The sequence below is a fragment of the Pseudomonas sp. VS40 genome, from assembly GCF_018587885.1.
GTDB lineage: Bacteria > Pseudomonadota > Gammaproteobacteria > Pseudomonadales > Pseudomonadaceae > Aquipseudomonas > Aquipseudomonas pergaminensis.
Genome location: NZ_JAGYWD010000003.1, coordinates 263927 through 277576 on the forward strand (window position 1 = coordinate 263927; position 13650 = coordinate 277576).

At 62.6% G+C, this 13650-nt stretch carries 11 protein-coding genes; 3 read left to right on the forward strand and 8 right to left on the reverse strand.

The window, feature by feature from the left end; all coding sequences use genetic code 11:
• Window positions 1-124 precede the first annotated feature (124 nt).
• From tssH to tssA, 8 genes are all read right to left on the reverse strand, one after another.
• Entirely contained in the window at window positions 125-2782 is a 2658-nt protein-coding gene (gene tssH / locus KHP07_RS10320) for a type VI secretion system ATPase TssH (protein ID WP_214497156.1), read from the reverse strand.
• Window positions 2775-3818, reverse strand: coding sequence for a type VI secretion system baseplate subunit TssG (gene tssG / locus KHP07_RS10325; RefSeq protein WP_078050758.1), 1044 nt, complete (start codon window positions 3816-3818; stop codon window positions 2775-2777). The genes tssH and tssG overlap by 8 nt, the downstream gene beginning before the upstream one ends.
• The gene (gene tssF / locus KHP07_RS10330) at window positions 3782-5641 is read right to left on the reverse strand and encodes a type VI secretion system baseplate subunit TssF (protein WP_078050757.1); all 1860 of its coding nucleotides are present in this window, start codon (window positions 5639-5641) and stop codon (window positions 3782-3784) included. Before tssF ends, tssG begins: the two co-directional genes overlap by 37 nt.
• Window positions 5638-6153: a type VI secretion system baseplate subunit TssE gene (gene tssE, locus KHP07_RS10335; protein ID WP_005792513.1), complete on the reverse strand. Its 516-nt coding sequence runs from the start codon at window positions 6151-6153 to the stop codon at window positions 5638-5640. Before tssE ends, tssF begins: the two co-directional genes overlap by 4 nt.
• Before the next feature lie 90 nt (window positions 6154-6243).
• Entirely contained in the window at window positions 6244-6732 is a 489-nt protein-coding gene (locus tag KHP07_RS10340) for an Hcp family type VI secretion system effector (protein WP_005792512.1), read from the reverse strand.
• Between the two features lie 170 nt (window positions 6733-6902).
• Window positions 6903-8402 (reverse strand): type VI secretion system contractile sheath large subunit, encoded by a 1500-nt coding sequence (gene tssC, locus KHP07_RS10345; RefSeq protein WP_078050756.1) that lies wholly within the window; start codon window positions 8400-8402, stop codon window positions 6903-6905.
• Between the two features lie 2 nt (window positions 8403-8404).
• Window positions 8405-8911: a type VI secretion system contractile sheath small subunit gene (gene tssB, locus KHP07_RS10350; RefSeq protein WP_010207547.1), complete on the reverse strand. Its 507-nt coding sequence runs from the start codon at window positions 8909-8911 to the stop codon at window positions 8405-8407.
• Window positions 8912-8965: 54 nt separating this feature from the next.
• Window positions 8966-9985 (reverse strand): type VI secretion system protein TssA, encoded by a 1020-nt coding sequence (gene tssA / locus KHP07_RS10355; protein WP_078050755.1) that lies wholly within the window; start codon window positions 9983-9985, stop codon window positions 8966-8968.
• Window positions 9986-10379: 394 nt separating this feature from the next.
• On the opposite strand from tssA, the gene tagH reads away from it, so the two are divergent.
• Genes tagH through tssK form a run of 3 tightly spaced genes read left to right on the forward strand, consistent with a single transcriptional unit; the run spans window position 10380 to window position 13649 of the window.
• Window positions 10380-11729, forward strand: coding sequence for a type VI secretion system-associated FHA domain protein TagH (gene tagH, locus KHP07_RS10360; protein WP_214497157.1), 1350 nt, complete (start codon window positions 10380-10382; stop codon window positions 11727-11729).
• A gap of 57 nt (window positions 11730-11786) precedes the next feature.
• Window positions 11787-12296 carry a type VI secretion system lipoprotein TssJ gene (gene tssJ, locus KHP07_RS10365; protein WP_078050753.1) on the forward strand — a complete coding sequence of 170 codons (510 nt, stop codon included), beginning with the start codon at window positions 11787-11789 and terminating at the stop codon, window positions 12294-12296.
• Window positions 12297-12314: 18 nt separating this feature from the next.
• The gene (gene tssK / locus KHP07_RS10370; RefSeq protein ID WP_214497158.1) at window positions 12315-13649 is read left to right on the forward strand and encodes a type VI secretion system baseplate subunit TssK; all 1335 of its coding nucleotides are present in this window, start codon (window positions 12315-12317) and stop codon (window positions 13647-13649) included.
• Window position 13650: the final 1 nt, after the last annotated feature.

Genomic DNA, 13650 nt, shown 5'->3' on the forward strand with positions numbered 1-13650 from the left:
AAACCGAATCAAGTGTGGGAGGGGGCTTGCCCCCGATAGCGGTGTATCAGGTTAGAAATTTCTGGCTGACCCGACGCCATCGGGGGCAAGCCCCCTCCCACAGTTTTAATCACATTTCGACAGGTCAATCGCTGAAGTCGTAGTGCAATTCATTATCCCGGCTGCTGATACGTACACCCGCCAGCGCCTTGCCTTCAAGCATGCGCGTGAGGAACTCACGGCTCATGTCCGGCAGCAGGCTGTTGGTCAGAATGGTGTCGATCATGCGCCCGCCACTTTCGGTCTCGGTGCAGCGCGAAACGATCAGGTCGACCACCGCGTCGTCGTAATCGAAAGTCACCTTGTGGGTGGTCTCTACGCGCTTCTTGATGCGGTTGAGTTGCAGGCGGGTGATCGCCTTGAGCATCTCGTCGCTGAGCGGGTAGTAAGGGATCGTCACCAGGCGACCGAGCAGAGCTGGCGGGAAGATTTCCAGCAGCGGCTGGCGCAAAGCCTTGGCGATTTCTTCCGGCTCAGGGATGTTCGCCGGGTCTTTGCACACATGGGAAATCAGCTCGGTGCCGGCGTTGGTGGTCAGCAGGATCAGGGTGTTCTTGAAGTCGATCACCCGGCCTTCGCCATCTTCCATCACGCCCTTGTCGAACACCTGGAAGAAGATCTCATGCACGTCCGGGTGGGCTTTTTCCACCTCGTCCAGCAGCACCACGCTGTAGGGTTTGCGTCGTACGGCTTCGGTCAGCACGCCGCCTTCGCCGTAGCCGATATAACCCGGTGGCGCGCCCTTGAGGGTCGCCACCGTGTGGGCTTCCTGGAATTCACTCATGTTGATGGTGATGACGTTCTGCTCACCGCCGTACATGGCTTCGGCCAGGGCCAGGGCAGTTTCGGTCTTGCCCACGCCGGAGGTGCCGGCCAGCATGAACACGCCAATCGGCTTGCTCGGGTTGTCGAGGCCGGCGCGGGAGGTCTGGATGCGCTTGGCGATCATCTGCAGGGCATGGTCCTGGCCGATGATGCGTTTTTTCAGGTGCTGGTCGAGGTTGAGCACCGTCTCCAATTCATTGCGCGCCATGCGGCCCACCGGGATGCCGGTCCAGTCGGCGACCACCGAGGCCACGGCCTGGTAATCCACCGTGGGCAGGATCAGCGGGGTTTCGCCTTGCAGGGTACTCAGGCGCTGTTGCAGGTCGACCAGTTGTGCGCGCAATTCATCGTTGCCACTGTCCACCACACCGGCTTTTTCGCGCAAGGTTGCACGGGTGGCGAGCAGTTCATCCACCAGCGTTTTCTCTTCGGCCCAGCGGCTTTCCAAGGTCGCCAGACGCTCACGCTCAGCGCTCAACAGCGCCTCGGTGTTGGTTTGGCGCGCACCAATCGCAATGCCGATGGCATGCTCACGGGCGATGATTTGCAACTCGGTTTCCAGCGCTTCGATGCGACGACGACTGTCGTCCACCTCCGCCGGCACCGCGTGCAGGCTGATGGCGACGCGAGCGCAGGCGGTGTCCAGCAGGCTCACGGACTTGTCCGGCAGCTGGCGCGCCGGGATGTAGCGGTGGGACAGTTTCACCGAGGCTTCCAGCGCTTCGTCGAGAATCTGCACCTGGTGATGCTTTTCCATGGTCGACGCCACGCCACGCATCATCAGCAGCGCTTTGTCTTCCGACGGTTCGGCCACCTGCACCACTTGGAAACGACGGGTCAGGGCCGGGTCTTTCTCGATGTGTTTCTTGTACTCGGCCCAGGTGGTCGCGGCCACGGTACGCAAGGTGCCGCGGGCCAAGGCCGGCTTGAGCAGGTTGGCTGCGTCACCGGTGCCGGCGGCGCCACCGGCACCCACCAGTGTGTGGGCTTCGTCGATAAATAGAATGATCGGCTTGGGCGAGGCCTGCACGTCTTCGATAACCTGACGCAGGCGCTGTTCGAACTCGCCTTTCATGCTCGCGCCGGCTTGCAGCAGGCCTACATCGAGGCTGCGCAGTTCCACGTCTTTCAAGGCTGGCGGCACGTCGCCGGCGACGATACGCAGGGCGAAACCTTCGACCACGGCGGTCTTGCCCACCCCGGCTTCACCGGTGAGGATCGGGTTGTTCTGGCGACGACGCATAAGAATGTCGACCAGTTGGCGGATCTCTTCATCACGGCCAACAATCGGGTCGAGCTTGCCGCTGCGGGCCTGTTCGGTCAGGTCCACGGTGAAACGCTTGAGCGCTTCCTGCTTGCCCATCGCACTCGGCGCCATGGCACCGCTGGCTTCACCTGGCACGGCGCCGGCGTTGAAACCATCACTGGCGCTCAGCGCGTTCTCCGGCGAATCACCGACGTACTCGTCGAAACGCTCGCTCAGGGCCTCGGCCTTGATCTTGTCGAACTCGGCAGACAAACCCAGCAGCGCATGGCGCAGGCTCGGGGTCTTGAGAATGCCGAGCACCAGATAGCCGGTACGCACCTGGCTTTCACCAAACATCAGGCTGCCGTAGACCCAACCGCGTTCCACGGCTTCTTCCACATGGGAGGACAGGTCGGTGATCGACGTCGAGCCACGCGGCAAACGGTCCAGCGCTTCGGTCAGGTCACGGGCCAGGCGCGCCGGCTCCACGTTGAACTGACGGATGATGCGGTGCAGGTCCGAGTCCTGCAATTGCAGCAACTGGTGGAACCAGTGGGCCAGTTCCACATACGGGTTGCCCCGCAGTTTGCAGAATACGGTGGCGGCTTCGATGGCCTTGTAGGCCACGCTGTTGAGTTTGCCGAACAGTGCGGCGCGACTGATTTCACCCATGCTCTGGATTCCTTGAGGTGGTGGCGTGATCGGCGTAATGCCGGGCCAGGATTAGGTCGTTGGCGTCATGCTCGGGCTTGCCGAGCCAAGTATTGAAGCCCAGGCGGAACTGACCATTGAGTTGCAGCGCCGGGACTTCGGGTTGTTGCAGGACCAGGTTGAGGTCCCAGTCCAGTTCGTGGCCCAGGTACTCCGCCACCCAGGCCACCAGCTCGTTGAACGGCTGGTGGCCGGGTAGCATGCCCATGTAGTCATCCAGCGTGAGCGGGCCCAGGCGAATGCGGAATTTGTGTTGGCGGTCCCACACAAAGCTGCCCAGGCAAAAGTCCACGCCCAGGCGGTTGGCACTTACGCTCACGCGGCTGCGCTCGGGCAGCTCCAGCCATTGGCCGACGTACTCTTCAATCTCCACCGGCAGGCCGAAGTACTCGCCGAGAATGGCTTTCAAGCCGTCCGGGTAGCGGGTTTGCGCCGAGAGGTGGCCGCTGTAGTGCAGCTTCGCGGTATCCGGGATTAGCCCCTGATTCAGCAGGCTTGGCATGCCACGGCCACTTAGTGCGGCGAGGCGTGCAGACCAGTAGTCATCGTCCGGGCGGTCGTGGCTGACCGTCGGCCTTGCTTCAGCCCAGGCCCGGTAGAACAGGCTCAGCAGGCGATGGTGGAACACATCCAGGAACTGTTTGCTGGTGCTGTCGGCATTGTTGCGCTGACGCTCGCGCACGTACTCGGTGATGTGCAGCGGCAGCGGGCCATTGGGGCCGCCAAGGCCGAAGAAGAATTGCTCCAGCCGCGCCGGCTTGCCGTCGCCACCGGGGTCGACCGACGCCAGCGTGGCCGGGGCGAAGGTGCAATCCGCCTGCTGACCCAGGCGCAACGGGTCATCCGCCAGGCGCAGGGAATGGCCCAGGCGCGGCAGGTCTGGCGATTCGCACTCGATACGGCGCAGCGCCTGGAAGAAATCGTATTCCCAGGGCTCCTGATGCATCGCATCCAGGGTACTCACAGGGTCGGACGACGTCCGGGCTTGGCTTTCCATCGCATGATCTCGCCGCGTTCGGTGGTACGGATCACCGTCTCGGTAAAACTGTTGATCGACACGTAGCGTGCCAGGAAGCGTTCCAGCACCGCACCGAGCAGGAACACGCCGGTGCCGCGAAACGCGTTTTCATCGAATTCGAGGGTGATCTCCAACCCGCGCCCAAACACGATCGGGCCGGGCATCGGCAGGCGGCGGGTCACCGCTTTGCTGCTGACGTCGCGCAGGCCTTCGATCTGCAATTGCAGCGCTGCATCGTTGCTGTCGCCATACAGGCGCAGCAGTTCGCGCAAGGCCGCAGCGCCCTGGCCCTGTTCGCTCAAAGACAGATAATTGAGCGACAACTGGCTGATCAGGCGCCAGGCCTTGGCGTCATGGGCGTGGCTGGCGCGGGGACGGCTCGGGCCTGCGACACAGCGCACGGCCAATACCGGTGCGCTGTCGGCCAGGGTGAAGTCGGTCTTGCCGTTGCCAACACTCATGAACAGCGGCAGGTCGCGGTTGGTGCACAGCGCCGTCACGCCGAGTTGGCGCAGGTCGTGGCGGTAGGGCGCTTGCCCGCTGTCCACCAGGCTGACAAAGGTTTCACTGCCCACGTACGTGGAGCGTGGGCCGTTGCGACGCTGGTCGCTGGACAGCACGCGCGGCTCGCGGCGCACGGTGTAATAGGCCTGGTCGCGGCCATAGCGCGACGGGTCGCGCACCGCATAGAACGGCAAGAACGGCTGCTCCGGCCCGGTGCCATGGCCGGTGATGCCACTCAGCGAGTGAATCTCGAAGTCCATCGGCCGCGTGCGGTCGGCGATCACATGGTGTTCGTTGACCCGGTCGGACAAGTGGATGCGGTCTACGCGCTTCGGGAACAGGTTGATCGCCGGGGTGCAGAACGGCAGGAACTGCGCCGCGCCAACGCTGCCTTCCAGGCTCGGTTCGTGGCGATCGAACAGCACGATCAGTTCCAGCTCCTGGCCGTCGCAGCGTTTGACTGCGCGACTCAGCTCGGCGAACTCGACGAACAGGTAGCGGTGGGGCAGGGCGAAGTATTCCTGCAGCAGGCGATAGCCCTGGAAGGCACGCGCGACCACCGGCATGGCGGCGTCAGCGTCGTCAAAACCCCGGGAACGCAACGCATCCTGCGGCAGGCGCTCGACCCAATCGCCACCCGGCTTGCGTGCAAACACCGCACAGGCATTGCCCAGCAGTTGCTCGTAAAGGCGGAAGGGTTGCTCGTCGGCCCCGCTGAGGTACAGCGGCAGGTTATCCAGGTCGAGGCTGTTGAAGGGCAATTCGGCGCCGGTACGCAGGGTCAGGCGCAGGCCAGCCTTGGCTTTCGGCTCACTGGCGGCCAGGCGTCCCAACACGGCGGCGGGGTTGCCGAAGTATTCGGCACTGCTGACCTGCAGCGGCCACAACGTCACCGGGTGTGCAGTGCGGTACTCGCAGCACGTCTGGGTTTCACGGCCCAGGGCGGCACGCAATACCGTGTCGCGGGGCAGTGGGAAACCGCTGGTCAGGGAGCCCTCATCGGGATCGGTCTGCAATTGCACCACGGTCATCGACGGCGTCGGCGCCAGGTAGTGCGGGTAGGCGATTTCCAGCAGGTTATGGGTGAAGGTCGGGTACTCGGCGTCGAGCTTGAGTTGCACGCGGGCGGAGAGGTAGGCAAAGCCTTCGAGCAAGCGTTCGACGTACGGGTCGGCGCAGTCCATACCGGACAGGGTCAGCCGACTGGCGATCTTCGGGTATTCCTTGGCAAACTCCGCGGCGCTTTCGCGCACGTGGTGCAGTTCCTGGTTGTACAGCTCCAGCAGGCGCGGGTTCATGGGCGTCTCCGCTGGTCGGCGTTGACCACACGCACATGGCCGGATTCCAGGTCGAGGTCGGTTTGCAGCAACAGGCGCAGCGGCACCGGCTGGGCCCACAGGTCGCCTTCGATTTCGAAACTCAGGGCGTTGTGATTCATCTCGCCATGGCCGACACGGGCTTTGACCCGCAAGGTATGGCGCAGGATGCGCGGTTCAAAGGTGGCGATGGCCTGGTAGATCAGGGCTTCCAGGGCCTTGATATCCACGCTTGAAACACTGTTGCCTGCCAGCGCCGGCAGGCCGTAATTGACCACCGAAGTGCCGGCCGGGGTGTGCAGCGTGGCATCGGCATCGAGCAACGACGTGGTGTTGAGCAGCCACGCCAGGTCGCGCAGCACCGAGGCTTTCAATTGGGTCAGGGACAGCACGCGTTTGTCGGCGCTTTCCTTGGGGTTGGTCGGGTCGTCGTCAGTCAGCCGGTCCAGCAGGGACGGTTGCAGACGGTCGCGGGAAGCGATTTCAGTTACCACCAAAGCAGCTCCACGGACGGGGTGTGAGGGGGACGGTTGTTGAGCGGGGAGGCCTGGGGCCGTGGCGGGGAGCCACGGCCGCCAGGGCTATCAGCGCTTGGTGTTGGAACGGATGTTCCAGCCAAACTTGATCGCGCCGCCGTCTTTGGTGCCGTCGGCTTTCTGTGGCTGGTAGTCGACCATCACTTGGGCAAAGTTCAGGGTGACGTTCTCGGTCAAGCGGTCATCGGTGCCCGAACCGCCCGTGCTCAGCGAGGTGACCAACACTTCTTCCAGGTTGATCACCATGTACTCGACCTGGCTTTCGCCACCGGCCTTGCGCACGGTCAGCTTGACCTTGTCGATGTGCTTGCCGCTGGCACAGTGCATCATCAGGTTCGGCGAGGCCTTGTCGACGTACTTGGTCAGCGACAGGTCTTGGATATTCACCTTGCCCGCGCCGCCGCCACCGCCCACGTGCATGTTGCCGGACTGGGCCATGCCCCAGCTCCAGTTCAGCACGTCGATTTCGTCCTTGTGGGCCTTGTCCATGGACTCGCCCTTGATGTCGCCGATCTTGATGAAAATATCAACAGCCATGTTTTCTCCCTGTGTGGACTCAGCCACGATATTTGTTTAAGCCCAATGGGCAATGCTGTTCTGTGGGAGCTGGCTTGCCTACGATTGCTTCGCCGCGGTCTGACTGGCAGACCGCGTCGTGTGCATCGCGGGCAAGCCCGGCTCCCACAGAAGAGCCGGCTCATTCGTGGTTATGCGCTTTTCGCCGAAGGCAGCTTCGATACCAGGCGCAGCGACACGGTCAGCCCTTCGAGCTGGTAGTGCGGGCGCAGGTAGAACTTGGAGTTGTAGTAACCCGGGTTGCCTTCCACTTCTTCCACGATCACTTCGGCGGCAGCCAATGGGTGCTGGGCCTTGGTGGTTTCGGTGGAGTGCGCTGGGTCACCGTCCACGTAGTTGAGGATCCAGTCCTGCAACCAGCGCTGCATCTCGTCCTTCTCTTTGAAGGAGCCGATCTTGTCGCGCACGATGCACTTCAAGTAGTGGGCGAAACGGCAGGTGGCGAACAGGTACGGCAGGCGCGCGGCCAGGTTGGCGTTGGCGGTGGCGTCCGGGTCATCGTATTCGGCCGGTTTCTGCAACGACTGCGCGCCAATGAACGCGGCGAAGTCGGTGTTTTTCTTGTGCAGCAGCGGCATGAAACCGTTCTTCGCCAGTTCCGCTTCACGGCGGTCGCTGATGGCGATTTCGGTCGGGCACTTCATGTCCACGCCACCGTCATCGGTAGGGAACGTGTGGGCCGGCAGGTTTTCCACTTCGCCGCCGGACTCGATGCCACGGATGCGCGAGCACCAGCCGTAGTGCTTGAACGAACGGTTGATGTTCACCGCCATCGCGTACGCGGCGTTGGCCCAGGTGTACTTGGAGCTGTCGGCACCGTCGGTGTTTTCTTCGAAGGCGAAGGCTTCCACCGGGTCGGTCTTGGCGCCGTACGGCAGGCGCGCCAGGAAGCGCGGCATGGTCAGGCCGATGTAGCGCGAGTCTTCCGATTCACGCAGCGAACGCCAGCCCGCGTATTCCGGGGTGGTGAAGATCTTGGTCAGGTCGCGCGGGTTCGACAGTTCCTGCCACGAGCCCATGCCCATCACAGTCGGCGAAGCGGCAGCGATGAACGGAGAGTGCATGGCGGCGCAGACTTTCGACAGCTCGCCCAGCAGTTCGACATCGGGTGGCGACTGGTCGAAGTAGTAGTCGCCTACCAGGCAGCCGTACGGCTCGCCGCCGAACTGGCCGTATTCTTCTTCGTACATCTTCTTGAAGATCGGGCTCTGGTCCCACGCAGTGCCCTTGAATTTCTTCAGGGTCTTGTGCAGGTCCGGTTTGGAGATGTTGAGCACGCGAATCTTCAGCTGCTCATCGCTCTCGGTGTTGTTGACCAGGTAGTGCAGGCCGCGCCAGGCGCTTTCCAACTGCTGGAAATCCTGGTGGTGGATGATCTGGTTGACCTGGGCGGTCAGTTTGGCGTCGATGGCGGCGATGATCGATTCGATCGACTTGATCGCGTCATTGGACACCAAATCGGTTTGCGCCAGGGCCTGTTCGGCCAAGGTGCGCACAGCGGTTTCCACGGCTTCGCGGGCGCGCTCGGTCTTTGGCTTGAATTCCTGCAGCAGCAGGTTGGCGAACTCGCTGGCTTCTTCGGTCTGGGTCCCCAGGATCTGGGTGCCTTCGCGGGCGGTATTGTCAGTCATGATTACTGGTCCCCTGCAGGCTTGGGCGCGCTGGCAAGTGCCTGGAGCAGTGCCGGGTCCTTGATCGCCTTCATGATGATTTCTTCAGCGCCCGTCTTGCCGTCCATGTAGGTCAGCAGGTTGGCCAGCTGGGTGCGGGCTTCGAGCAGTTGGTTCAGCGAGTCGACTTTGCGCGCCACGGCGGCCGGGCTGAAGTCGTCCATGCTTTCGAAGGTGATGTCCAGGCTCAGGTTGCCTTCGCCGGTCAGTTCGTTGGGCACGTGGAACGCCACGCGCGGCTGCATGGCCTTGAGGCGCGAGTCGAAGTTGTCGACGTCCACTTCAAGGAACTTGCGGTCGGCCACCGGCGCCAAAGGCTCGGCGGGCTTGCCGGCGAGGTCGGCCATCACACCCATCACGAAGGGCAGCTGGACCTTTTTCTCGGCGCCGTAGAGCTCGACGTCGTACTCGATCTGCACTCGAGGCGCGCGGTTGCGCGCGATGAATTTCTGAGAACTTTGCTTCGCCACGTTGCTGCTCCTGGTCGCTTGAGCGACGGTGTTGTTACTGCGCAATCGGGCGGCTTACTCGCCGTCCGGGCCACGCAGGTTTTCAAATTGGGACATGCCGTCGGGAATCAGATTGCGCACGATGGCCGCGAAGTCGGCGTGTACCAGATTCTTGGCCCGGTTCAACAGCACCGGCAGCGGGCTCGAAGGCTCGTGCCGGGTGTAGTACGCAAGGATCTTGTCGAGGCTGCGCAGCACATCGTCGCGGCTGGCGATATCGCCAACGGGGCGCGGTGCTGCGGGGGCGGCGGCGAAGTCGACCGAGGGGGCATTGTCGTCACTGACGGCCTCGGGTTCGCTGCTGCCGGCGGTGCCTGGCACCGCTTGGTTGAGTATCTGCAACGCCTGCTTGAGCGGTTGCTTCAAGGCACTGAGGTCCACGCCCTGGGCGGAACCGACCTGATCGTTGACCTGTTGTTCGATCGCTTCGCACGCTGCACGCGCTGCAACCAGGGCGTCGCGAGTGGCTTGCAATTGCTCGGGGTCGCTGTCGAGGAACGCGGCATTGAGCTGCTGGGCGCCGAGTTGTTCATCGGGGAAGCTCAACAGGCCGCTGGCGTTGAGCGCCGCGCGCAGGGTTACCGGGCCGAAGGTGCGTGAGCGCGTGAGGATGCTTTCGCGCAGCAGGCGGATGTTGGTGTCGCAGGTCAGGCCGGTGAGGGCGTTGATGCGCACGGTGGGGTCGTTATCGTCGTCAGCGTCCAGGCGCGGGTGCAGGTCGGCCCAGTAGTCGCGCAGCAGGGCGTCGATCAGCGTCAGGGCTTCGGCCAGGCCGGCCACACCCTGGAGGGCGAGGGCGCTTTGCAACAGGAAATGAGTGATGCGCAGGTCTTTGCTGCGTGCGAGCAAGTCGAGGCTTTGCTGCTGGATGCTGCGCCATTCCGGCGGTTCAGCGGGCAGGATGGAGTCGCCCATGCTGCGCTCGGGTTGGCCCTTGGCATCACGCTCCAATTGCAGAAATTGCGCGTCATATTCCATGTCTTCGCCACAGGGCGAAGTCGCGGAAACGGCGGTGAGCAGCAACGGCACATCCACTGAATTTGATCTCCCTATCAGCCCGTTAGAAGGCGGGCAATTCATGCATTAGTTGCGCGAGGAACTTTGCATGTTTTCTTGGTCATATAAGCAAGATGCCACTAATGTGCCATCACTGGTATTCAAGAAGTTGTGCATTTTTGGTGTAGTACTTAGGGCTTGTCAAGGTAAGCTATTCGCCCTCTGTGACAGATGTGCGGTGCTTAACAACCTGTGCGACTGGTGGGTCGAACGACGCACCGGGACAGGATTTTTGTCATAGAGCCCAGTTAAGATCAGCGATCATGCTGGCATTGGCAGGTTTTAGATGGTCGATTGCTCGACCTGATGGGGATATCCCGGGAAGCGCTGTCCCGGGAATCGACCGCGCGCGAAGTATCAGCAAGGAGGCAAGATGTCGCTGTGTTTGACTATCACTAGTTATCACAAGATTACCCCTGGGCAGTGCTCCGAAAAGTCCATGAATCAGGGCGCGATGGCTATCGGCCGCAGCTCGGATAATGACTGGGTATTGCCTGATCCAGAGCGCCTGGTGTCCTCGCAGCATTGCGTTATTCAATACAAAGATGGCCGTTATTATTTAACCGATAACAGCACAAATGGTGTGGAGTTGGTTAAAGCCGGTATTCGTATGCGCCGGGGTAATAGTGAGCTGTTGCAAGATGGTGAACTGATCCGCATCGGCGATTACGAGATCCAGGCGCGCATCGACTTCAATGTGCAAGCCATCGACAGCCAGCCGTTTGCCGGCGATGCACCGAACAGTTTTGAAGCGCTGATGGGCGCTGTGGTGAACACGCCCACGCCAGTCGCCACGCCGGTGATTGCGCCGCAGTTCCAGGGGGCGTCCTCGATGGACACGCTGCCGGACCTGTTTGATTTCCTCAGCCCCACTGCCGTGCCACCGCCCACCGCGCCGGACCACGTACCTTCCGAGCAGCACGACTTCCGCCCGCCGACGCCAGTCGCCATGCCTGTGGCCGAGCCGCCTGTGGCGTCGGGCGCGGTGATCCCCGAAGACTGGGACCTGTTTGGCGATGCGCCTGCACCTGTTGTCAGTGCTCCACCACCGCTCTCTCCACCACCGCCGACTCCACAGCCAGTCATCCCGTCGCCACCCGTGGTCGAGCCTGTGCTCCCCGTGGCAGACAGCCAACAACCCGATCTGTTGCAAGCCTTCCTGCGCGGCGCGGGCCTGGACCAATTGCGTCTGGACAAAGCCCAGGCCGAGGCCCAGATGGAAAGCATCGGTCGCAGCTACCGCCTGATGGTCGAAGGCCTGATCGACGTGTTGCGTGCCCGTGCCAGCCTCAAAGGCGAGTTCCGCATGCAGCAAACGATGATCCAGCCCGCGGAAAACAATCCGTTGAAATTCGCCCCCAATGCTGACGAAGCGTTACTGCTTTTGCTTCGTCACGGCAACCAGGCGTTTATGGCACCGGACCTCGCCGTGCGCGACAGTTTCAACGACCTGCGTGCCCACCAGCTGGCAGTGATGGCCGGCGTGGAAGCGGCGATCAAACACTTGCTCAGCCGCTTCGAACCGGCGCAATTGGAAGAACGCATGGGCAAGCCCGGCGGGCTCTCAAGTATTTTCAACGGCTCACGCCAGGCGCAGTACTGGCAGCAGTTCACCGAGCTCTACAGCAATATTTCCCGCGAGGCCCAGGAAGATTTCCAGGACCTGTTCGGCCGCGAATTCAGCCGGGCCTACGAAGAGCACAGCGCACGACAGCGTCGGTAAAACCGCGCCGCAACACATGGATTAACGGATAGCTAAGTACGTCATTGAGGACGCAGGATGATTCCCAGATTTTTACTCGCAGCCGCCACCTTGCTGCTGCTGACGGCGTGTGCCAAAGACGCCGCCAAACCCGAAACAGCCGCCGAGGCCGACGCGGATACCGCCGCCGTCGAGCTGCACTTTCATGCGATCAGCGGGCTTAACCCCGGCGCCAACGGCCAGGCCGCCCCGGTGCGGGTGCGTATCTTCGAGCTGAAAAACGCCGCCACCTTTGCCCGCTCCGATTACTTCGCCCTGGCTGATCGGGCGCAATCGACCCTGGGCCTGGACCTGCTGGACCAGGACGAAGTGATGGTGCAACCCGGCGAGCAACTGAGCATCCAGCGCGACCTCGACCCGTCCACGCGCCAGATCGGTTTGCTAGTGGGCTATCGCGAGTTGGACCGCGCGCAATGGCGCACGGTGATCAACGTGCCCGCGCGCCAATACACCGAATATCAGATCAGCCTCGATGTACGTGCCGTGCGCGCTGACGTCGTGGTCACCCCATCCAGCCCTGCCCAATAAGAAGCAATCGGAGCCCCCATGTCCTGGAACAATCGCGTGGTCTGGTCGGAAGGCATGTTCATCGGAACGCAGCACTTCCAGCAGCATGACCGTTACCTGGAAAACCTGATCGACGCCCGTAGCCGTCCGTTATCCGCCGGCGCCTGGGGTTTTTCCGAGTTGCTGATCGACCAGGGCCTGCTGGCCCAGGGCAAGCTGGCAATCGTGTCGGCACGCGGCCTGCTGCCAGACGGTACGCCGTTCAACATCCCCCAGGACGACCTGGCGCCGAGCCCGCTGAACATTGACGACAACCTGCGCGACGGCCTGGTGTACCTGGCCCTGCCGCTCAAGCGTGCTGGCGCCCGCGATACCGTGGAGGAAGGCGAAGCCCTGGAAGCCGCGCGTTACGTGAGCCAGGTCCGTGAAGTGCGTGACGACAACGCACCGTTCGAAAACCGCGCTCCGGTGGCCGTGGGCTCCCGCGCCCTGCGCCTGCTGACCGCCCAGGATGGCATCAGCGATTACGCCGCCATCGGCCTGGTACGCATCAAGGAAAAGCGCGCCGACCGTGCGCTGGTGCTCGACGACACCTACATCCCGCCGGTCCTGGACGTCGCCGCGAGCAAGCCGCTGGCCGCGTTCCGCAGTGAATTGCTCGGCTTGCTGCACCAGCGTGGCGAAGCCTTGGCGGGGCGGGTAGTCGCGTCAGGCGCCGGTGGCGCGTCGGAGATTGCCGACTTCATGCTGCTGCAACTGGTCAACCGTGCCCAACCGCTGATCCAGCATTTGAGCCAGTTGAGCCCGCTGCACCCGGAGCGCTTCTTCAGTGAATTGGTGAGCTTGGCCGGTGAGTTCTCGACCTTCTCGACCTCGGGCCGCCGTCCCCAGGAATACCCGCAATACCAGCACGACGACCTGGCCCTGAGCTTTGCCCCGGTGATGGCCGCGCTGCGTGAAGCGCTGTCGATGCTGATCGACAGCAAGGCCACGCCAATCCCGATTGTCGAGAAAGCCTACGGCGTCCACGTGGCGATGCTGGCCGACAAGACCCTGCTCGACAACGCCAGTTTCATCCTGGTGGTGCGTGCCGATGTCCCCGGCGAAACCCTGCGCGCGCGCTTCGGCCAGCAGAGCAAGGTTGGTTCGGTGGAGCACATCCGCGACCTGGTCAACCTGCAACTGCCGGGCATCACCCTGTTGCCTCTGCCCGTGGCGCCGCGCCAATTGCCGTACCACGCAGGCTCGACCTATTACGAGCTGGATCGCGGCAGCGAGGCTTGGCAACAGCTGGGCAACTCCGGTGGCTTCGCCTTCCATATCGCCGGGCAGTTCCCGGGCTTGAACCTGGCCTTCTGGGCGATCCGAGGATAAT

Coding starts and splice junctions, on each gene's coding strand:
- tssH (WP_214497156.1), bottom strand. CDS start 2,782: ATGGGTGAAATCAGTCGCGCCGCACTGTTCGGCAAACTCAACAGCGTG.
- tssG (WP_078050758.1), bottom strand. CDS start 3,818: ATGGAAAGCCAAGCCCGGACGTCGTCCGACCCTGTGAGTACCCTGGAT.
- tssF (WP_078050757.1), bottom strand. CDS start 5,641: ATGAACCCGCGCCTGCTGGAGCTGTACAACCAGGAACTGCACCACGTG.
- KHP07_RS10340 (WP_005792512.1), bottom strand. CDS start 6,732: ATGGCTGTTGATATTTTCATCAAGATCGGCGACATCAAGGGCGAGTCC.
- tssC (WP_078050756.1), bottom strand. CDS start 8,402: ATGACTGACAATACCGCCCGCGAAGGCACCCAGATCCTGGGGACCCAG.
- tagH (WP_214497157.1), top strand. CDS start 10,380: ATGTCGCTGTGTTTGACTATCACTAGTTATCACAAGATTACCCCTGGG.
- tssJ (WP_078050753.1), top strand. CDS start 11,787: ATGATTCCCAGATTTTTACTCGCAGCCGCCACCTTGCTGCTGCTGACG.
- tssK (WP_214497158.1), top strand. CDS start 12,315: ATGTCCTGGAACAATCGCGTGGTCTGGTCGGAAGGCATGTTCATCGGA.